Annotated in this window: 20 protein-coding genes and 1 pseudogene; 12 read left to right on the top strand and 9 right to left on the bottom strand. The window is 66.0% G+C overall.

What is annotated here, in order from left to right; all coding sequences use genetic code 11:
* Nucleotides 1–25: 25 nt before the first annotated feature.
* A complete protein-coding gene (locus F8237_RS04670; protein ID WP_151642622.1) occupies nucleotides 26–445 on the bottom strand; it encodes a DUF5330 domain-containing protein in 420 nt (139 codons plus the stop codon).
* Nucleotides 446–834: 389 nt separating this feature from the next.
* Between F8237_RS04670 and F8237_RS04665 the strand changes: the two genes are divergently transcribed.
* Genes F8237_RS04665 through F8237_RS04655 form a run of 3 tightly spaced genes read left to right on the top strand, consistent with a single transcriptional unit; the run spans nucleotide 835 to nucleotide 3807 of the window.
* On the top strand, nucleotides 835–2712 hold the full coding sequence (locus tag F8237_RS04665; protein ID WP_151642621.1) for a PAS domain-containing sensor histidine kinase: 1878 nt from the start codon (nucleotides 835–837) through the stop codon (nucleotides 2710–2712).
* Nucleotides 2705–3406, top strand: a complete 702-nt coding sequence (locus tag F8237_RS04660; protein ID WP_151642620.1) for a peptidoglycan-binding domain-containing protein — start codon at nucleotides 2705–2707, stop codon at nucleotides 3404–3406. The genes F8237_RS04665 and F8237_RS04660 overlap by 8 nt, the downstream gene beginning before the upstream one ends.
* A 56-nt stretch (nucleotides 3407–3462) precedes the next feature.
* Entirely contained in the window at nucleotides 3463–3807 is a 345-nt protein-coding gene (locus F8237_RS04655; RefSeq protein ID WP_151642619.1) for a DUF1491 family protein, read from the top strand.
* Here F8237_RS04655 and F8237_RS04650 read toward each other — a convergent pair.
* Complete coding sequence (locus tag F8237_RS04650) at nucleotides 3804–4781, bottom strand: DUF2336 domain-containing protein (RefSeq protein WP_151642618.1); 978 nt, start codon at nucleotides 4779–4781, stop codon at nucleotides 3804–3806. The genes F8237_RS04655 and F8237_RS04650 overlap by 4 nt on opposite strands.
* 256 nt (nucleotides 4782–5037) lie before the next feature.
* Between F8237_RS04650 and F8237_RS36815 the strand changes: the two genes are divergently transcribed.
* Nucleotides 5038–5226: a hypothetical protein gene (locus tag F8237_RS36815; RefSeq protein ID WP_151642617.1), complete on the top strand. Its 189-nt coding sequence runs from the start codon at nucleotides 5038–5040 to the stop codon at nucleotides 5224–5226.
* 15 nt (nucleotides 5227–5241) lie between these two features.
* A complete protein-coding gene (locus tag F8237_RS04640; protein WP_151642616.1) occupies nucleotides 5242–6003 on the top strand; it encodes a hypothetical protein in 762 nt (253 codons plus the stop codon).
* 60 nt (nucleotides 6004–6063) lie between these two features.
* On the opposite strand, the gene F8237_RS04635 is transcribed toward F8237_RS04640, so the two are convergent.
* The 3 genes from F8237_RS04635 to F8237_RS04625 all read right to left on the bottom strand — a co-directional run bounded on the left by F8237_RS04635 (nucleotide 6064) and on the right by F8237_RS04625 (nucleotide 8326).
* Nucleotides 6064–6660, bottom strand: coding sequence for an amino acid synthesis family protein (locus F8237_RS04635; RefSeq protein ID WP_151642615.1), 597 nt, complete (start codon nucleotides 6658–6660; stop codon nucleotides 6064–6066).
* Between the two features lie 8 nt (nucleotides 6661–6668).
* On the bottom strand, nucleotides 6669–7532 hold the full coding sequence (locus F8237_RS04630) for a fumarylacetoacetate hydrolase family protein (RefSeq protein ID WP_151642614.1): 864 nt from the start codon (nucleotides 7530–7532) through the stop codon (nucleotides 6669–6671).
* A 92-nt stretch (nucleotides 7533–7624) separates the two neighbouring features.
* Nucleotides 7625–8326 (bottom strand): GntR family transcriptional regulator, encoded by a 702-nt coding sequence (locus F8237_RS04625; protein ID WP_151642613.1) that lies wholly within the window; start codon nucleotides 8324–8326, stop codon nucleotides 7625–7627.
* A gap of 110 nt (nucleotides 8327–8436) precedes the next feature.
* On the opposite strand from F8237_RS04625, the gene F8237_RS04620 reads away from it, so the two are divergent.
* From F8237_RS04620 to F8237_RS04610, 3 genes are all read left to right on the top strand, one after another.
* Nucleotides 8437–9429: a zinc-dependent alcohol dehydrogenase family protein gene (locus F8237_RS04620; RefSeq protein ID WP_151642612.1), complete on the top strand. Its 993-nt coding sequence runs from the start codon at nucleotides 8437–8439 to the stop codon at nucleotides 9427–9429.
* A gap of 16 nt (nucleotides 9430–9445) precedes the next feature.
* Complete coding sequence (locus F8237_RS04615; RefSeq protein WP_151642611.1) at nucleotides 9446–10351, top strand: VOC family protein; 906 nt, start codon at nucleotides 9446–9448, stop codon at nucleotides 10349–10351.
* A gap of 131 nt (nucleotides 10352–10482) precedes the next feature.
* Complete coding sequence (locus F8237_RS04610; RefSeq protein ID WP_151642610.1) at nucleotides 10483–11472, top strand: tripartite tricarboxylate transporter substrate binding protein; 990 nt, start codon at nucleotides 10483–10485, stop codon at nucleotides 11470–11472.
* A gap of 29 nt (nucleotides 11473–11501) precedes the next feature.
* Here F8237_RS04610 and arsC read toward each other — a convergent pair whose 3' ends face one another.
* The 3 genes from arsC to F8237_RS04595 form a co-directional block, all read right to left on the bottom strand.
* On the bottom strand, nucleotides 11502–11903 hold the full coding sequence (gene arsC, locus F8237_RS04605) for an arsenate reductase (glutaredoxin) (protein WP_151642609.1): 402 nt from the start codon (nucleotides 11901–11903) through the stop codon (nucleotides 11502–11504).
* A gap of 51 nt (nucleotides 11904–11954) precedes the next feature.
* A complete protein-coding gene (gene arsB, locus F8237_RS04600) occupies nucleotides 11955–13010 on the bottom strand; it encodes an ACR3 family arsenite efflux transporter (RefSeq protein ID WP_151642608.1) in 1056 nt (351 codons plus the stop codon).
* Nucleotides 13011–13113: 103 nt separating this feature from the next.
* Nucleotides 13114–13476, bottom strand: a complete 363-nt coding sequence (locus tag F8237_RS04595; RefSeq protein WP_151642607.1) for an ArsR/SmtB family transcription factor — start codon at nucleotides 13474–13476, stop codon at nucleotides 13114–13116.
* 133 nt (nucleotides 13477–13609) lie between these two features.
* On the opposite strand from F8237_RS04595, the gene F8237_RS04590 reads away from it, so the two are divergent.
* From F8237_RS04590 to F8237_RS04575, 4 genes and pseudogenes are all read left to right on the top strand, one after another.
* Nucleotides 13610–13927 (top strand): ArsR/SmtB family transcription factor, encoded by a 318-nt coding sequence (locus F8237_RS04590; RefSeq protein WP_151642606.1) that lies wholly within the window; start codon nucleotides 13610–13612, stop codon nucleotides 13925–13927.
* Between the two features lie 50 nt (nucleotides 13928–13977).
* Entirely contained in the window at nucleotides 13978–15348 is a 1371-nt protein-coding gene (locus F8237_RS04585; protein WP_151642605.1) for an NAD(P)-binding domain-containing protein, read from the top strand.
* Nucleotides 15345–16564, top strand: a pseudogene (locus F8237_RS04580) (MFS transporter). The gene F8237_RS04585 and the pseudogene F8237_RS04580 overlap by 4 nt, the downstream one beginning before the upstream one ends.
* A gap of 28 nt (nucleotides 16565–16592) precedes the next feature.
* A complete protein-coding gene (locus F8237_RS04575) occupies nucleotides 16593–17786 on the top strand; it encodes an MFS transporter (RefSeq protein ID WP_151642604.1) in 1194 nt (397 codons plus the stop codon).
* A 122-nt stretch (nucleotides 17787–17908) separates the two neighbouring features.
* Here the strand turns inward: F8237_RS04575 and F8237_RS04570 are convergent, their stop codons facing one another.
* Nucleotides 17909–20200, bottom strand: a complete 2292-nt coding sequence (locus F8237_RS04570) for a TonB-dependent receptor (RefSeq protein ID WP_151642603.1) — start codon at nucleotides 20198–20200, stop codon at nucleotides 17909–17911.
* Nucleotides 20201–20315: the final 115 nt, after the last annotated feature.

The following is a 20315-nucleotide window of genomic DNA, read 5'->3' as shown; positions in this document are numbered from 1 at the left end:
CCGCGAAATCGATAGGGTTTGAAGCCTAATTCGCCAGGCCCGGGCCTCGCCATTCCAGCGCGAGGTCGTCCTGGGTCAGGGTCTCGTGCGGCATCTCGTTCGATGCGGCATCGCCTTCGCCGGCCAGCGCGATCGAGCCGGTGTGGTCGGGCGCCTTCTTGTCGGTCTTCTCGAGCTGCTCTTTCTTGTCGTTGATGATCTGGTAGATTTTCTTGGCGCCATCCTGCGCGCGCTGGCCGATGATGGTCGCGGCCTGTCCGCCGACCTCGCAGGCCGCCGGCTGGCGCTTGCAGAACTGGGTCATGTCGGAGACGGCCGCGGTCGCAGCCTGAACCGCGTCGGCAGCGCCGATCTGCGGCAGCTTGTCCGATTCGGGTGTCTTGTCCCGCGGTAGGAGCACCAGCACCAGCCCGAGCCAGAATGTGATGCGGAGCAGAAAGCGCATCTTGTCGACCTGTATGTTAGATCCCGCCGCGGCGATTCCCGCAGAGCGCATCGGACCTAGCAACTCTCGATAAATCGCAAGTGATTGCCTTCCGCTTAATTCGCGGAAAATTGACGCAAAAATCTTCGCAACTGCCGGTCTCGTAAATTTTCGGTTGACGCCGGCGCCCGTGATTTTGCCGGGGTCCCTCATCCACCAATTCGAAACCATGAGAGGAACGGTGAAACCCTGTGTTCACCATCCCCGATGATGACGTCGTCAAATCGTCTAAAAATCTTCGCGATGACACGGTGTCCGGCGGCAGAACCATCCGCCTTAGCACTCGTTTAAGGTCGCTCTGACACGGTGGCTCAACGATAAGGAGGCGTTCCGGCGCGTCTTCTCGACGAATGAGCCGAAGCGCGAGACCCGTGACAGTTTTGAGTATCATCCGCGATTGTCTCGATGCGCTGCTGCATCCCTCCGCGCGTTACGATGCGCTGACGCGAGCGCGCCATCGTGCCTTCATGGCGCCGCGGCTTCTGGGAAGCCTGGCCGCCTTTGCCGCATTTCCCGTCTATCTCGCCATGCGCGGCGCGCCGAATGCGATCGAGGTCGCCGCCTTCGCCTGGCTGATCGCGCCGATCATGCTGTCGTGGTTCCTGTCGCGCACCGGCCGCTATGAAGGCGCGCATGTGCTGTCGTCGCTGGCGCTCGCCGGCCTGATCATGGCGATTGCGGCCACTACCGGCGGCATCGAATCGTTCGCCGCGGTCTGGCTGGTCGTGGTTCCGCTGGAGGCCGCGCTCTCGGCCTCGCGCCGCGTCGCGGCCTTTGCGTCGCTGCTGGCATTGTCCTGCGCCGGGATCCTGATCCTCGTCAGCCAGTTCGGCTGGCTGCCGCACGCGGACCCCAGCGCCGCAGAACGCGGCGTGCTGATGGCGCTCGGCGTCGCGTCGGCGACGCTCTATGCCGCGGGTCTCGCCTTCGGCGCGGAGTCGCTCACGCGCACCAGCGTCACGCTGCTGTCGCGCGAGGAGGAACGTTATCGCCTGCTGGCGCGCAACATGAGCGACGTCATTTCCCGGCATCAGCGCAACGGCGCGGTGCAGTTCATCTCGCCGGCAGTGGAAGCCATGCTCGGCATGCCGGTGGCGCAACTGCTCGGCCATGGCCTGTTCGATCGCGTCCATGTCGCCGATCGCCCCGCCTATCTCACCGCCTTGTCGGATGCCGCGCGCGGCGACGTGCGCAGCGTCGAGTTCCGGCTGCGGCGCGAGCCCGATGGCTCCGAGCGCGGTCAGGTCGATTTCATCTGGGTCGAGATGCGCTGCCGCCCGCTCGACCAGAATCCGGGCCGTGATGCCGCGCAAGAGGCCGAGGTCGTCGGCGTGATGCGCGACGTCACCGATCGCAAACTGTCCGGGCAGGCGTTCGATCAGGCACGCAGCGCCGCGGAAGCGGCCGACGCCGCCAAGACGCGCTTCCTCGCCACCATGAGCCACGAGCTGCGCACGCCGCTCAACGCCATCATCGGCTTCTCCGAGATGATCGCGCAGGAGCAGACCTTGATGCTGAGCGCGGCCCAGCGCAGGGAATACGCCCAGCTCATCAACGATTCCGGCCAGCATCTGCTGTCGGTCGTCAACGGCATCCTCGACATGTCCAAGATGGAATCGGGCAATTTCGAGATTGCGTCCGAGCCGTTCGCGCCGCGTGCCTCGCTGATGCATTGCTGCAACCTGCTGGCGCTGAAAGCGCGCGAGAACGGCGTCGATCTCGTCACCGACGCGCCGCAGGACCTGCCTGTCATGACCGGCGATCCGCGCGCCTTCAAGCAGATCGTGCTCAACCTCGTCGCCAACGCCATCAAGTTCACCGAGCGCGGCGGCCAGGTCTCCGTCGTGGCCGCGGTGTCCGGTTCGCAGCTTGCGCTGCGCATCAGCGACAACGGCGTCGGCATCGCGCCTGACGATCTCAAGCGCATCGGCGCGCCGTTCTTCCAGGCCGGCAAGACCTACCAGCGCCGTCACGAAGGCACTGGCCTCGGACTGTCGATCGTGAAGAGTCTCGTGGCGTTGCATCTCGGTGAATTGACGGTACAAAGCAGGCTCGGCGAGGGCACCGCCGTCACCGTCAAGCTGCCGCTCGTCTACACGCCGCCGCAGGCCAAACCTGCCGATGGAATGCCCGCAGAGAGCAAGATCGCGACCTTGACGCCGGTGCTGCGTCAGGAAACTCTGGAACAAGTTCACGACCAACCTGCTCTGGTGAAAAAAAGTGCCTAAGAAGTCTGCCAAGGACCAAGCCGCTCCGCGCCGTCGTGGCGCCAAGGCCGCGGTCGTCGACATCGAGACCGAGCGCAATCTTGTGATGCGGGTGCTGCTGCACAGTCCCAAGGACACGCTGGCAGGCCTCATCGCTATTGCCGCGATCAGCGCGATCGTTGCCAATGCGCTGTTCCTGCAGACCGGCCGCCATCCCGCGCCGATGTTCGGCACCGTGATCAATCTTCCCGCGCCGTCGTCGGTGCCGCTGTCGAACCCCTTGCCGCGTCCGCGCCCCGTCGGTGCCGATACCTCGCCGCTCGAGCCGAAGGCGACCGAGTTTCGTGTCGAGCCGAAACCGGCCGAGAAGGCGCCTGAAAAACCCGTCGAGTCGACCGCATCGACGCCGCGCGCGGGCGATCCCATGACCAATCTGGTCAAGGCCACGACGTCGACGCCGCCGTCCGTCGCCGTCGCGCGCCCGCCGGCGCCGATCCCGGTGCAGCAGAGCCCGGCCGCGCGGCGCATCGCCGGCGTGCAGCGCGCGCTGTCCGAATACGGCTATGGCAATTTGAAGGTCACGGGCGCGATGAGCGGCGAGACCCAATCCGCCATCCAGAAGTTCGAGCGCGAGCACAAGATGCAGGTCACCGGCCAGGTGTCCGACCGCCTGCTGCGCGAGCTCGGCGCCGCGATCGGCCATCCCGTCGAATGAGTGTTGCGCTGTCCTGACGGCTGGCGCTGATTGCAGCACTGGCTTATCGTGCGCTCATGCGATTGAAATCAAACATTTGGGTCTCCGCCTATCTGCGCCGCTGCCAGACCGAAGGCGTGTTCGGCGCCGTGCGCCGCCGCGGCGCCGAGGAGGCCGGTGCGGTGTTCGTGAAGGTGGCGCTGCTCGACGGCAATGCGATGCTTTACGTGCCCGCGCCGCAGACCTCCTATGACGACGGCCGGCCGGTCGACCGCTACTTCGTGCCGCTGACCCCGCAGCCGATGCCGGAGCCTGCTGTCGAGGAGCGTCTGACCAAAGAGGTCCGCTTCGATCCCGACGCCTGGATCGTCGAGACCGAAGACCGCGCGGGACGGCATTTCCTCGACCTTGCGAAGACCTAGCGATCCGACGATCCGTCGGTGCCTGTCCGTATCCCGGGCGCGGAGCCCGGCTGCACGGCCGGCCGCGTCTGGCCCGCGCCGGCGCGTGCGCGCTGGCGTTCGTTGTCGTGCAGGGACGACTGGTATTTCGCCCGCGTGACGGCGAGCGTGGAGCCGCGCCAGGCCGCCAGCATCACCAGCGCGGAACGGTCGCTGAGGCGATCGTACAGCCGCGACAGCCGGTAGACCGCATCCACCGAATTGCCGATCTCCGGCTTGAAGAACAGCAGGATGCGCTGGAAGTTGGCGCTCGGCATGTCGAGCGCACGCGCGGCGACCGCGAGCGCTTCGCCGCCGGCATCGTCGACGATTTGCGCCGCGACGCGCGAGGGCAGGATCAGGCTGTCGCCGAGCTCGTAGGTGAAGTTCTCGATGTCGCCCGCGAGCGCCGCCATCTCCAGGATCTGGATCGCGCGCTTGGCGCGCACGGGCGGGATCCGCGGCGCGGCCTTCAGCGGGGTCTGGGCCAGATTGTGCAGGATCAGCGCGCGCTGGGACGCATCGGCGCCGAAGAACATGTCGTGGATCTCGGCTGCGTCCTTCGGCTGCATCGCCATGTTCGAGGCCATGCGCAATTCCGCGTCGGTCGGCGTGCGGGCGGGCGAGGGGGCGGACGCGGGTGTGGGGATTTCGCGCGCCAGCGGAACCCTGCGGCCTTCCTGGGCCGCGACCAGTCCGAGCTTCTGCAGCACCGGGACGGGCGTCGACGGATAGATCGCAAGCCGCGCCTTGACGGCCGCGCGCGTCGCGTCGTCGACCTGGTCGATCAAGCGTGTGGCGAGCTCGACGAATTGCCGCTGTTCGTCGTCGCTGTGGACGCGCGTCTGGACATAGAGGTCGGTCAGCACGCGCAGCAGCGTCGGGCGGACATCGACGCCTTCGCGACGGGAGAGGCTCATCAGCCCGTCGAATCCGGGAAACAGCGACTTGGTCATGGAGAGATACGCGACCTGGAAAAGATACTCGGCCGTCAGCCTATCGCAGGTTCCTTTAAAGGCTCGTTAAGGAAAACGAGGCGTGAAGTTCGCGCCGCAAATTGCGGCGTCGCCGTGCCGCAACGGGACGCTGGCAGGCGGCCCGTGCGGTTACGGTCCGGCAGGCGCGTTTACACCCCGTTAACCATGACCTGATCTTAATGACTGCACATTGCACGAGCGCGCTCGATCGCGCGGCAATTGATAGAGAGCTGATATGGGGACCATTATCGAATTTCCGGCCGGTCGCCGGGTAGGCTCGTCGGGGGAGGCCGCACCGCGCACGGAAACGGGAACGGTTCTGATCCTCCCGGTGATCCGCATCGAGCGCGAGACGGACGAAACCAGCGACGGTCGCGGGCCGGAAGCGGGCACAGCGCCGGGGCGCCGTCGTCGGCGCCGCTAGCACCCGGCTTTTGCAATGCCGGACCTCATCCGCCAGATCCGCCCCGTCGTAACGGCCATCCTGCTCGCATTCACGGGCGCGACGCTCGCAGCCTGCAGCGGCGGTGATTTCGGCCGCACCCGCGCCGACATGCGCAGCGACGACATGCATAGTTGGCTCGGCGCCGAGGTCACCTCCAGCGTCGGCTTGAAGCCGTCGCGATTCCAGCTCACCGATGAAGAGCGCCAGCTGCGCGACCTCGCTTATCCCATGATCGAGCCGCCGCTGTCGCGCCCCGCTTGGAAGAGCGTGTTCGGCGACTACAAGGCCTTGCCGTCGCCCTGGCGGCAGAAGATCGTGTTCGACCGCACCATGTACGGGCGCACGCTGATCGACGAGCCGCACCGTTCGCATTCCTCGCGCTATGCACAGTTGATCGAGGACGTCCGCAACGACACCAGCCGCTTCGAGCCGTTCTTCGGCTGCGCCATCCGCGTCATCGACCTCGACAAGAAGCGCAACGCCAGCATGGCGCGCGTCTCCGGGCTTTCGCCGGCGGAGAAGGCCGACGCGGTCGAGCGCATGCAGGAGAACTCGCTGATCATCCAGTGGGTGCAGCTCTCTCTCGAACAGCGCGTCTCGTCCTACCGCTGGGCGCTCGAACGCCTGGTCATCCAGGCGCCCGACGGCATGGCCGCCGACGCCGACCGCCTGATCGGCGAGCTCGCCGCCCAGACCGCCAACCCGCCGGTCGCAGCCCAGCCGCCTTACGGCCGCGCGGTCGTCTCGAAGGGCTGATGCCTGGTGCTTTCCAGCGCCGCGACGGCATTGGACCGGGACGAGCGCATCGCCAATCCGTCAGCGCTGCCCGTCGTGCACGGAGATATCGGACGTCTTGAGGCCGCCGATGCGGGCGTGCGGGCGGCCGCCGGTCGCCATCACGAGCCCGAAGGCGATCTCGTCGCGCCTCGGCGCATCCCACAGCGTCATCTCCGCCGTGCCGAAATGACTGCGGACATAGGCGGCATGGATATGGCCGAGCGGCACCATCAGGCGCGTGCCGGGACCGCCGATGGTCTTCGCTGCCGGGACGATCGCCTTTGGCTGCTGACCACTGGGCTGACCAAGCACCTCGCGCATGCCGTGGCCGCCGGCTTCGTGCCAGACGGCGCCATGCTCGAGCTCGCCGTCCTCGCCGACGATGATGCCCTTGCCGTAGGCTTCGATGCGTGACGCGCCGCCAAGCTGCGCGATCAGGCTCGTTGCGAGTTCGCGTCCGAGCTCGCGCAAGGACGCCTGGAACGGCATCAGATCGGGTTCAAAGCGGCCCGCGAACGGATTGCGGATGACCGCAATCGCCGTTCCGACCAGCAGCGGCCTCTCCAGCCGGGGGCCGCGCTCGTGCCAGATGGTCTCGACGCCGAGCGCGGTCTTGCGAATGTCATGGGACGACATGCCGGGCCTTACGCTTCGTCGACGACGGGATTGCGCAGCACGCCGATGTTCTCGATCTCGACCTCGACCACGTCGCCGGGCTTGAGGAAAATCGGCGGCTTGCGGGTGAAGCCGACACCGGCCGGCGTGCCGGTGGCGATGACGTCGCCGGGAACGAGGTCGAAAATGGTCGAGCAATATTCGATCAGCCGCGGGATCGAGAAGATCAGCATCGACGTGTCGGACGACTGCATCACGGTGCCGTTGATGCGGGTCTCGAGCTTCAGCTTGGTGGGATCGCCGATCTCGTCCGGCGTGACCAGCCACGGTCCGAACGGGCCGGTGCCGACGAAGTTCTTGCCGGAGGCGATCTGCTGCGCGTGGCGCTGCCAGTCGCGAACGCTGACGTCGTTGTAGATCGAGTAGCCCGCAACGTGGTTCCAGGCGTCGGCCTGGCTGATGTGACGGCCGCCCTTGCCGATGACGACGGCGAGCTCGCCTTCCCAGTCGAAATTGTCCGAGACCTTCGGCCGGATCACCGGCGCGTTGTGCGCGACCTGGGAGCGCCAGACCCGGAGGAAGATCGGCGGGAATTCGGTGATCTCGCGCTTCATGCCGAACGCCACCGCCTCATGGTGGTGGTCGAGATAATTGCGCACGGCGCAGACGATCTTCTCCGGCCGCGGGATCACCGGAAGATATTTGATGTCGCTGAGCGCCAGTGTGGGCTTTTGCCCGGCGACGATGGACTCGCGGCGGGCGTAGTCATCGCTGCCGAGGAAGTCCGCAAGCGTCGGGTACCGGGGCAGGGCGCGGGCCAGATCCACGACGCCGTTTTCGACAACGGCTCCCCAGCTTTCCCGGTTTCCGTCCAAGAACGACAGCAGCTTCATGGTTTCGCCCCAAGGGTCATGATTTTCGATATACGTATTATTTTCGAAAATTTGACGGGGCGCAAGCCCCTGCAGGAAAATGCCGGTGCCGCCTAGTCGGCGTCGAGCAGATGCCCGGCGTATTTCGCGACGTTGTCGGAGGTCGAGCGGATGTGGGTCTCGATCAGCTGCACCGCGAGATCGGCATTGCGCGAGATGGCGGCCTGCATGATCGCCTGATGCTCGCCGGCCTTGTCGCGCGGACGCGGCCGGAAACCGGCTGACAGGTGCCGATAGCGCTCGGCGCGATCGAACAAGTCTGCGCGAATCGCCAGAAGTGTCGCCGAGCCGCAGGCGGACACCAGCGCCTGGTGGAACTGGCGATGGGCGATGTTCCATTCGGGATCCCGCAGCGGGTGCTCGGGATCGCGCTGCTCGATCCGCTTCAATCTGTGCAGTGTCGAGATCACGGCGATTTCCCAGTCGTCATCGCCGCGCTCGATCGCGCGGCGGATCAACTCCATCTCGATCAGAACCCGGGCATCGGTGACTTCCGCGAGGTCCTGGCGGCTGACCGGCGCGACGCGAAAGCCGCGCTGCTCCTGGGCGTCGACCAACCCTTCGGCGGCGAGTGCGGTCAGGGCCTCCCGCAACGTCGTGAAGCTCGCGCCGAACCGTTCGCGCAGGACGTCGAACCGCAACGGCTCGCCCGGTGCCAGCCCGCAGGTGACGATCTCCTCCCGCAGCCGATGGGTGATGTCGGCGGCAATGGTCTTGCCGAATTCCTTGCGGGGGCGGATGGCGCTGTCGGGCATGGCTCTGCCAATGAATCGATGCCTCAAGATGACGCGCGAACGACCATCTTGCAATAATTTTCGTAAACGATATTATTTTCGAAAATCAGGGTTGGGAGGGGAGTGGAATCATGAGGGCGGTGCTGGTGCGTCAGCCGGGCGGGCCGGATGCGCTTGAGGTGGTCGAGCTTCCGGTGCCTGTGCCCGGCGCCGGCCAGGTGCAGATCCGGGCGGAGGCATTCGGGGTAGGACAGCCCGATGTGCTGATCCGGCGAGGCGTCTACAAATGGATGCCGCCGCTGCCGGCCAATCCGGGCAACGACGTTGCGGGCCGCATTTCCGCGCTCGGGCCCGGCGTCGAGGGTTTTGCCATCGGCCAGAAGGTGCTGCTGAGCGCGCGCGACCTGTCGCAGCGCGGCGGCTGCTATGCCGACGTCGTGGTCGCGCCTGCGGACGCGGTTCATGCGCTGCCTGACAATGTCGATCTGCAGGCGGCGGTGTGCCTCTCGAACTATCAGGTGGCTTACGCGCTGCTGCACGAGTGCCGCCATCCGCGCGCGCCGGGAAGCGTGCTGGTGATTGGCGCTGCCGGCGGCGTCGGCACCGCGCTGGTGCAACTCGCCAAGCTCGCGCGGATGAGCGTGATCGGCACGGTGTCCACCGAAGAGAAGGCAAGCTTCGCAACGCGCAACGGCGCCGATCACATCATCTTCTATCGCCGCGAGGATGTCGTGGCGCGGACGCGTGAATTGACCGGCGGGGAGGGCGTCGGCCTGGTGCTCGATCACGTCTGCGGGCCGGAGTTCACGTCCTATCTCGGCGCGCTGGGCAAATGGGGAACGCTGCTCTCGTACAACGCCTTCGCCGGTCTTCCGGAAGAGAACCTGATGGCGGCGATGCGGGATCACCTCGATATCTGCCCGGCGATACGCTGCTTCTCCTTCCACATCTACGATCACGACCGCGATGGCCGCCGTGCCCTGATGCGCAACGTGATCGACGCGCTGAGCCGCAACGAGATCAAGCCGGCCATCTCGGCGGTTCTGAAGCTCGATCAGGTCAGGCAGGCCCACACATTGCTCGAGCAGGGCTCTGCGCTCGGCAAGATCATCATGACGCCATGAGAGGGTGGATCGCACGATGACGACACAGGCACCCATCGCCCGGTTCACCCGGCTGCGGCACGCGACCTTCGCCTCTCCCGATCCCGAGCGGCTGCTCGACTACTACCGCGCCGTGATCGGTCTCGGGCTGGTCGGTCGCGACGGCGACCGGATTTTCCTCGCCAGCGATTCCGAGCAGCTTGCGCTCGTGATCGAGCCGGGGCCGGCGGCGCTGAAGAGCATCGCCTTCGAGATATCCCCGCATGTCCAGATCGAGGCGCTGGGCGCTGCGCTGAAGCAGGCCGATCTGCGGACCGAGCTTCATAGCGATCCCTTGCCCGGTGTCTCCCGGCTGCTGTCGTTCAACGACCCCGAAGGAACGCGCTTCGAACTCATCCAGGGCTGGACGCCGACGCCCGCGCAGGAACGGATCGGCGCGCTCGCCGTCACCAAGCTCGGCCATGTCGCGCTTCGCACGCCCGATCCGCTCGCGGCGTCGGAGTTCTACGCGAAATTCATGGGGTTGCGTGTTTCAGACTGGATCGAGGACCGCTTCGTCTTCATGCGCAGCGGCCACGAACACCACACGCTGAACTTCGCGCGCGCGCCCGCCCGCAGTCTTCATCACCTCGCCTTCGAGCTGCGCGGGGCCGCCCACATGCAGCAGGCCTGCGACCATCTCGCGCGGCATAAGCACGGTGTTCTCTGGGGGCCGGTTCGTCACGGCCCCGGGCACAACGTTGCGATCTATCACCGCAATCCCGACGGACATATGGTCGAGCTGTTCTACGACCTCGACCGCATGGCCGACGAGGAGCTCGGCTATTTCGATCCGCGTCCCTGGCATCGCGATCGTCCGCAGCGGCCGAAAATCTGGGTCGGCCTGCCGCGCGACGTCTGGGGCTTGCCGCCATCACCGGAGTGCACGGAGTTCGCGCGCTAGAGCATGATCCGGAAAAGTGTGAAGCGGTTTTCCGAACGGATCATGCTCACACTTCGACGGCCGCGATCGGGACTGGAAGAACGCCGCTTCGGCGCGGCCAACGACATAACAAACAGAGGAAGGATGCATCCATGCCATGGATGAAGCGGCTTGTTGCGGCGGTTTTCCTGCCGGGCGTTTTTCTTGGCGTATTTCTCGCGAACGGTCCGGCCTCGGCCGAGACTTACCCGTCGCGTCCGATCCGGCTGCTGCACGGATTTGCCGCCGGCGGCGCGGCCGACACGCTGTCGCGCATCATCGCCGACGGGCTCTCGAAGAAGCTCGGTCAGCCGATCATCGTCGAGGCCAAGCCGGGTGCCGGCGGCAACATTGCCGCGGATGCGGTCGCGAAGGCCGCGCCTGACGGTTACACGCTCGGTCTCGTCACCGGCGCTCACGCGATTTCCGCGGCGACCTACAAGAGCCTCGCCTACCAGCCGGCCGAGAGCTTCGACATGGTCTCGACGCTGGTCTACTACGCGCTCGTCATCGCCGTGCGCAACGACCATCCCGCCAAGTCGCTTGGTGATCTCATCGCGATGGCCAAGGAGAAGCCCGGCGCGTTGAGCTTCGGATCGGTCGGCTTCGGCAGCACGCATCACCTTGCCGGCGAACTGCTGAATGCGATGGCCGGCGTCGAGATCGTGCATGTGCCGTATCGTGGCGATTCCCAGTCGGTCACCGCGCTTCTCGGCGGCGAGGTTCCGGTCATCGTCGGCACGCCCGTGCTGCTCGCGTCACAGATCCAGGGCGGAGCGATCCGCGGCCTGGCCGTGACCTCGCCGGCGCGGACCGCCTTGTTGCCCAATGTCCCGACGGTTCAGGAGGCCGGCATCCAGGGCTATGACGTGCGGACCTGGGCCGGCCTGCTGGCCCCGAAAGGAACCCCGCCCGCCATCATCGCCACGCTCAATGCGGCGACGCTCGAAGCGCTCGGCGATCCCGACCTCAAGCAGCGCCTCGAGACGGCGGTCGGCGGTGAGGTCCGCGGCAGCTCGCCGGAGGAGATGAAGAAGCTGATCGAGACGGAGATCACCAAATGGACCGGCGTGGTGGAGCGCGCCAAGCTCCCGAAGATCTGATTCAGCCACGCGGGGCGGGCGATGCGCGCCTATCGCGCCTCGACCACCTCGCCGTCTTCCTTCACGAAGCGGCCGACGGGATTGTCCAGCAGATCGACGACGGCTTCGGAAGGGCGGCACAGCCGCGTACCCTTCGGCGTCGCCACGATCGGACGGTTGATGAGAATCGGATGCGCCGTCATGAAGTCGAGCAGCTCGTCGTCACTCCACTTGGAATCGGCAAGGCCGAGCTCCTTGTAGGGCGTTCCCTTCTCGCGCAGCAATGCGCGCACCGATAGTCCCATCGCTGCAACCAATTGCCTGAGCGTCTGGCGCGATGGCGGCGTCTTGAGATATTCGATCACGGTGGGCTCGACGCCGCTCTGCCGGATCATCGCCAGCGTGTTGCGCGAGGTGCCGCAGTCGGGGTTGTGATAGATCGTGACGCTCATGCGATTGTCTCCGCGATCGGGACCGGGCCGTAGGCCGTCATTTGTCGTCGTTCACTGGCGCGCCTCGACTGCCGTCGGGGCTTTGCCGGCGCCTGCTTCGTACCAGACTCTGGTCGCCTTCACGATGCGCACGACGGATAGCATCACCGGGACCTCGACGAGAACGCCGACGACAGTCGCAAGCGCCGCACCGGAGTCGAGGCCGAACAGGCTGATCGCGGCCGCGACCGCCAGCTCGAAGAAGTTGCTTGCGCCGATCAGGGCGGCTGGGGCGGCGACGCACCAGGCCACGCCAAACCGCCGGCTGAGCCAATACGCCAGGCCCGCATTGAAATAGACCTGGACGAGGATCGGGACGGCGAGGATCGCGATGACGCCCGGCTGCTTGACGATCTGCTCGCCCTGAAAGCCGAACAGCAACACCAGTGTGGCCAGAAGCGCGGCGAGCGAAAGAGGCTGCAGCGTCCGCAGGCTGCGGTCGAAGGCATCGCCTCCCTTTTGCAGCAGCACCCTGCGCCACGCCTGCGCGAAGATCACGGGGACCACGATGTAGAGCAGGACTGATAGCATCAGCGTGCCCCAGGGAACGCTGATGGAAGCCACGCCCAGCAGCAGCCCGACGAGCGGTGCAAACAGGAAGACCATGATCACGTCGTTGAGCGCGACCTGGCTCAGCGTATAGTGGGGCTCCCCCTCACACAGATTGGACCAGACGAACACCATCGCCGTGCAGGGCGCGGCGGCGAGCAGGATCAGGCCCGCGATGTAGGACGGGATCTGGCCCGCCGGCAGCATCGGCGCGAACACATGGCCGATGAAGAACGTGCCGAGCAGCGCCATCGAGAATGGCTTCACCGCCCAGTTGATGAAGAGGGTGACGCCCACGCCGCGCCAATGCTCACGAACCTGGCCCAGCGAGCCGAAGTCGATCTTCAGCAACATCGGCACGATCATGAGCCAGATCAGCGCCGCGACTGGCAGGTTGACCTTGGCAATTTCCGCGGTCGCGACCGCGGCAAAGAAGCCGGGCATGACATGTCCCAGCGCGACGCCGGCCACGATGCAAAGCGCGACCCAGAGCGTGAGGTATCGTTCGAACAGTCCCATCAGCTAGGCCACGTCGTCGTTGGAAAGAGACGCCCCGAAGCCCGGCCAGCACGTCGCAGGCGCTGAAGCGCCGGTGCGGCGGAGCAGGATATCGTCGATTTTGTCAGGCACGGACGCGTCCCTTTCGCTTTGGAGTGCAGCAGGCTTGCAGGCTGTCGACCACCGGCTCGCACACCTCAGGCCGCCCGCCGCAGCAATCCCGCAGCAGGAAAACCGCGACGTCGCGGAATTCGGCGAGGTTGGCGCGGTAGACGATCGAGCGGCTGTGCCGCTCGGAGGTCACCAGGCGCGCGCGCGTCAGGATCGACAGATGCGCCGAGAGCGTGTTCTGCGGCACTTCCAGCAGGCGCGCGAGATCGCCGGCCGCAAGGCCGTCGGGCTCGTGCCGGACCAGCGTCCGGAACGCCTCCAGCCGGGTCGATTGGGCCAGTGCGGCGAGCGCGAGAACGGCTTCTTCAGTTTCCATATATCCAGACATATGGAAATATGGAGCCGCCGTCAATCCGGATTTTCTCGAGCCGTCTCGCGTATGGAATCTTTATTTCGAATATTCTAGAAATACGGTTGGCGACGAGGCTGGACCCACTTATCTTGCGCTCATGAAGATCGACGACGCAGCAGCACGGCTGGAAGCTCTGGGCAACCGGACACGGCTGCAGATTTACCGGGCCCTGGTTCGGGCCGGACATTCGGGTATGCCCGTCGGCCGCTTGCAGGAGAAGCTGAAGATTCCGGCATCGACGCTGTCGCATCACATCAAGTCTCTGGTCGCGGTCGGGCTCGTCAGTCAGGTCCGCGAATCCACGACGCTGGTGTGCCACGCCAATTTCGATGCGATGCGGGGGCTGGTGGAGTTCCTGGCGGCGGAGTGCTGTGCGGACGACGTCGGATGCAAGGATGCGCAGACGGCGGCCTGAGTTTTCGCGGCCAAACTATTCGATAATTCTAGAATGATGGGAGTAGTGACATGAGCGACGCAAAGACAGTTGCCATCATCGGGGCAGGACCGGTTGGCCTCGCCGCGGCAGCCCATGTGCTGGAACGCGGCCTATCGCCCATCGTGCTGGAGGCCGGGCCCGAAGCGGGGCACGCGGTTCGCCAGTGGAGCCATGTCCAGCTCTTCTCGCCGTGGGAATACAATGTCGACAAGGCCGCGGCGCGCCTGCTCGCACCGACCGGATGGAATTCACCGGACCCGCAGTCCTATCCGACCGGCGGCGAGCTGCTCGATCGATATCTGACGCCGCTTGCGACGCGAACGCCGCTGCGCGATGTGATCCGCACCTCCAGCCGCGTTTCGGCGATCAGCCGCGCCGGCTTCGACAAGGCGAAGACCAAAGGGAGAGAGCAGGCGCCGTTCGAGATCCGCTATCAGAACGGCAAGGGACCCGAAGTGCTGCGCGCCGATGCCGTGATCGATACGTCGGGCTCGTGGTTCTCGCCCAATCCGGCCGGCCGCAACGGCTTGCCGGCGATCGGCGAGCGTGAATGCGCCGGCCGCATCGCCTACGGCATGCCGGATGTCCGGGGCGCCGCTCGCGCCAGATATGCCGGCAAGACCGTCGCGGTGCTCGGCGCCGGTCATTCCGCGGTGGGCACGCTGATCGATCTCGTACACCTCGCGGACGAAGCGCCGGGGACGCAAGCGATCTGGCTGCTGCGCGGCGCCGATCCCGCCAAGGCCTTTGGCGGTGGCCGCAACGACAAGCTTGCCGCGCGCGGCGAGCTTGGCAGCACCTTTGCCGCGCTTGTTGCCGCCGGCAGGATCAAGGTCGAGACCGAATTCGGCGTCACGCACCTTTCGGAGTCCGAAGGTCGCCTCACGATCGCGTCCGGCGGCTGCTGCTGCGCGCGGAGCGTGGTCGCGGACGAGCTGATCGTGTCGACCGGCTTTCGTCCCGATCTGTCGTTCCTGTCCGAGCTGCGGCTGCGGCTCGATCCCGCCATCGAGGCGCCCGTTGCCCTCGCGCAGCTGATCGATCCCAACGAGCACAGCTGCGGCACGGTCCGCCCGCACGGCGCGCGCGAGCTCGCGCATGACGAGCCGAATTTTTATCTCGCCGGCATGAAGTCGTATGGCCGCGCGCCGACCTTCCTGATGATGACCGGCTATGAGCAGGTCCGCTCGATCGCGGCTGAACTTGCCGGCGACAAGGAGGCCGCGGCGAGGGTCGAGCTCGTGCTGCCCGAGACCGGCGTCTGCACGCGCGGCGGCGTCGAGTCTGCCGAGGCCGCGTCGGGATGTTGCGGCGGGCCGGCAAAGGAGGATGTGTCCGCCTGCTGCGCCGCCGATGAAACCGCGAAGAAAGCCGGTGCGTCGGGGTGCGGTTGTTCATGAGCCTGCTCCCTGCGAGCCAGGTCCGAGGTCCGTTCGCCATCGTGTTCGCGCTCGGCACCGCGCAGACCATCGCGTGGGCGTCGAGCTATTATCTTCCGGCCATCCTGGCCGCGCCGATCGCGCGCGATCTCGGTGTTGCGCCGACCTACATATTCGGGGCGCTGTCGGGCGCGCTGGTCATCTCCGGCCTGCTCGGCCCGCGCGTCGGCCATGCCATCGATACGTTCGGGGGCGGGGCCTGCTTGCGTTCTCGAACATGGTGTTCGCGGCAGGCCTGCTCCTGCTGTCCGTGGCTCATGGCGCGGCGGTGCTGATCGCCGCCTGGGCGTTGCTCGGGATCGGCATGGGCATGGGGCTCTATGAGGCGGCCTTCGCGACCTTGACGCGCATCTACGGCACCCATGCGCGACGAACCATCACCGGCATCACGCTGATCGCGGGTTTTGCCAGCACGCTCGGATGGCCGCTCACGACCTGGCTGGATTCCGAATATGGCTGGCGCGTCGCCTGCCAGATATGGGCGGCGATCCACATCGTTCTGGCGTTGCCGCTCAATCTGTCGCTGCCGCGTGTGGTCCCATTGGACGAGATGCCTCAACCGGCCGTGCGGGCGGGCGCGCAACCCGGAGCCCAGAGCGAGACCTTCGCGATGGTGCTGCTGGCCTACATGTTCGCGGCGGCAAGCTTCGTCAGCTCGGGCATCTCGGCCATTCTGCCGACCATGCTGGTTGCGTTCGGCGCGACGCCGGCACAGGCCTTGCTCGCGGGCGCGCTGGTCGGGCCCGCGCAGGTCGGCGCGCGCCTTCTTGAGGCGGGATGGCTCGGCCGGTTTCATCCGCTGCTTTCCGCGCGGCTGGCCATGCTCATGAACCCGATCGGTGTCGTCGCGCTGGTTCTGGGCGGACCCTTGCTCGCGTCGACCTTCACCGTGCTGTATGGCGCGGGCAACGGCATCATCACCATTGCCCGCGGCACGCTCCCCCTGGTGCTGTTCGGGCCGGCGGGATTCGGCAGGCGCGTCGGCATGATCTCGCTGCCGTCAAGGATCACGGGTGCGGCCGCGCCGCTCGCACTGGGGCTGATGGTGGAGCATATCGGCAGCAATGCGCTGTGGATCAGCGCGCTCGTCTCGGTCTCGGCCTTCCTTGCGCTCTTGCTGCTTCGCACGGAGCGGGCAATATCGACGCCGCTTCAGGCGGGAGGACAGAATTCGTAAGCTCGGCGGCCGTTCCCTGATTGCGGTGATGTGCATCGGCCAGGTCGGTAATCTGCTGCCGCATGTGACGCTGTCGGCCAATTTGGCGCAGCATCTGATGCCGGCGTGGGGACTCTCCGCCGCCGAAGGCGGCTTGATGGCGAGCGGCTATGCGTTCGGCTACATGCTCGCGGTGCCCGTGCTGACAACGTTGACCGATAGGATCGACGCGCGTCTCGTCCTGCTCTGGGGCTCGATCGTCAGCGGGCTCGCGACCGTGGCCTTCGGCATCTTCGCGCAGGGGTTCTGGTCGGCGACCGCGATCTGGTCGCTCGCGGGCCTCGGATTTGCCGGCACCTACATGCCGGGCCTGAAGGCGCTGACCGACCGGCTCCCTCCCGGCGACACTTCACGCGCCGTCACGCTGTACACGTCGAGCTTCTCGGTCGGTGTCGGCCTCTCGTTCCTGGTAGCGCAACTCATCGCCGACCGTTTTGGTTGGCGGACCGCTTTCCTCGTGACCGGCTTCGGGCCGATCGCAATGGTCGTCGCGTGCCTGCTCATGCAGGGGCAGCGGCCCGCGCCGAAGGCGGGGCGTCTGCTCAATTTCGCGCCCGTCTTCGCCAACCGCGAAGCGCTCGGCTACATCCTCGGTTACGGCGCCCACTGCTTCGAGCTCTACGGCATCCGCACCTGGCTGGTGGGGTTCTGGACCTTCGTCGTCGCCCATCAAGGCGCGCCGTCGTGGTTGAGCCCCGTCGTGCTGAGCTTTGGCTTCGCGGTGCTCTCGATGCCGGCGAGCATCCTCGGCAACGAGGCCGCGTTGAAATTCGGCCGCCATCGCGCGATCACGGTGGTGATGATCGCATCCGCCTGCGTCGCGCTGGTCATCGGACTCAATGCGACCGCGCCGGCATGGGTGCTCGCACTGCTGCTGCTCGCCTACGGCCTGACCGTGCCGGCCGATTCCGGCGCGTTGACCGCCGGCATGTCGGCGGCGGCCGTGTCCGAACATCGCGGCGCGACGCTGGCCCTGCACTCGACGGTCGGCTTCGGCCTGTCGGCGCTCGGGGCCTGGGGCACCGGTGCCGCGCTCGATGCTGCCGGCGGCCCGCAGAGTGCGAGCGGCTGGCTGCTGGTGTTCATCGTGCTCGCGGCGGGAATTGCGGTGGGCCCGCTCGCGCTGCTCTGGGCGCGACGGTCCGATGCCAGCAAGCATCTGTCGGAGATGAGCGCGAAGTGAGACGACAGGCGGCCGGATTCTGTGCGGTCAGTGTCCGGGGCAGACGTCGCTTGAGAAAATGACGAGCGCGCAGGGCGCCACGCGGCGAACGTGAATGCGTCGCCGCGTGGCGTTTGATATCTTCAGAAGCTGACGCCCAGCCGCGCATTGAACGAGCGGCCCTGTCCCTTGACGTTGTAGCCGTAAGCAGCGGAAGACCCCATCATCGAGACGACCTTGTAGTCGACCAGATCGGCGCCGCCGAGCGGCAGGTCGTAGTTCTGGTTGAACAGATTGTCGATGCCGAGGTCGAGGCGCACGTGCTGCCACTGGTAGCCCGTGCGCAGATTGACCAGCGCGTAGGCCGGCGTCGTCAGCTCGTTGTGGACGTGGCTGACCTGGTCCTTCGAGCCGACGAGTTGCAGCTCGACGCTGCTGGTCCAGCCGCCGAGGCGATGGTCGAGCGCGAGCTTCGCGTTAACAGGCATCATGTGGTAGAGGTCGACACCGTCGGTTCGTTGGCCCCGAACATAGCCGATCAGGCCGCGCAGCTGTCCCAGACCATAGACCGAATTATCCCACACGCTCAGCCGGCCCTCCACGTTGACGCCGTAGAGCGTCGCGTCGTGATTGGCGAACTGAAGGTAGACGAAGCCGGTGTTGGCGGTCAGGTTGGCCGGATTGCTGGCGAGGCAGCTTGCGGTCGCGCAGCGGTCGACGTCGATATAATCCTGCACGTAGCTCGCATAGGGCGTCACCTTGACGTCCCAGATCCGTTGGGCGGGATCATGCCACCCGGCGGTGAAGCTGACGGTGTGGGCCTTCTCGGGCTTGAGGTCGAGATTGCCGACATAGCCGTTGCCGTCGCCGAACCAGCCGATCATCTGCATCGCCATGGCATTCGTGGACCAGGCGTAGCGTTCGTAGAGATTGGGCGAGCGCGTCTTGCGGGCAAAGCCGAACTCGTACTGGCTCACATCGCTCGGCTCGTAGCGGAGGAGGGCGGAGCCGTCGACATGAACGTCAGTTCGCGCCCGGTCGAGCGCATTGAATGCGGCTGCATCCGCACCATAGCTCATCGCGTTGTAGCCCTGCACATTGCCGGTGTTCATCCACACCACATCGTTGCGCAGACCGACGATCGACGTCCACTGGCGATCCCAATGGCGTTCCCACTCGACGAAGGTCCCGACGCGGTCGCGCGTACCGCCGTTGATGTTGATGAACGTATTCGGGCTCATCATCATCGATCCCGCCACCGGGCTCCACCAATCGTCCAGCCGGTTGACCGCCAGCTCGTTGCCGATCCGCAGTAGGTCGTGACCCGAGACGGGCAGCGTCGCCTTCACGGAATAGCCGGTGTCGAGGCCCCTGGTGTCCATCGGCATGTCGCTGACCTTGTCGGGCGCGATGAACCCCATGGTGTGCCGGACCTGATGCACGAAGGCGCTCGCCTCCAGCTTGCCCCAATCGAACACACCTTCGTAGCGGCCGTTGGCGTACAGGCCGCGGTTGTAGACCATGTCCATGTACTGGTTGACGTAGCCCTGATAGGGAATGAACTGGCCGCCGATCTGGAATGTGAAGAGATTGCCGAAGGTCTGCTTCGAGACGCTGATCGAATGGTTCTGGGTCTCGTAGAGCGTCGACTTGATCGTCGATCCGTCGCCGGCCTTGTAGTCGCTCGCACGGACCCAGCCGCCGGCGTAGGTGACGCTCGTGTCGTGGTTGGCGACTGTCGCGGTGGCATCGACCCCGTACGCATTGCCGTTGCTGCGGAAGAAGCTCGACAGTTGCGTGCTGGTGACCCAGCCGGACTGCACTGGGACGAAGGCGGGCGGGGCTGTTGTTACATCGATGCGGCTGCCGATGTAGTCGCCACCGACCGACACCGGGCCGACGCCGAGATAGGCCCGCATCTTGGCGATCATCGCCGGATTGACGAACGACAAAGGCGGGTTCATTTCGTTTGGACAGGCCGGGCTGATGAGCATCGAGTTGACCGCGACTTGCAGCCTGTCTGCGCCGAATCCGTTGATCGCGGGCAGGCTGGAGACGCCGCCGGCGCCCCATGCCGCGCCGCCGGGCAGGTCGGTGACGAGCGAGGCGGAGTCGCTCGACGACAGGCCGCGGTCGAGACCGGCTTTCGGCGGCAGTTCGGCGGAGGCCGGCACCGAATTACGGCGTTCATCCGCTGCGGCCCTGACTCGTTCCGGTGTTGCAGCAGCCGGCGCGGCGGTGACAACGCCGCGCGACTTCCGTTTGCGCTGTTGTGGGGCATCCACGGTCACGGGCGGCAGTGTCTCCCGCGCCTGCGCGAGTGCTGATGTGGCGAAGGATGGAAGCAGGGCGGCGGTGGCGAGCAGTGAAGGCGGAATGAGCAGCGTCGTCGCGGACAGAATGGACCGGCGCAGGCTGATTGATGGGTTCGGCATATGTGTGTTTCTATTCTTGGCCAGCGGTTGTGCTGACGCGTGACGGAAGCAGGGCGCGCTTTGGCAGCCCCTGCCGATGATGCTGGAAATAGCGGGTGGACAAGCCGCTCCGGCT

Origin of the sequence: Bradyrhizobium betae (assembly GCF_008932115.1) — a bacterium.
Classification (GTDB): domain Bacteria; phylum Pseudomonadota; class Alphaproteobacteria; order Rhizobiales; family Xanthobacteraceae; genus Bradyrhizobium; species Bradyrhizobium betae.
Note: the sequence above shows the minus strand (reverse complement) of the source record. Positions and strands in the feature narration are given on the sequence as shown.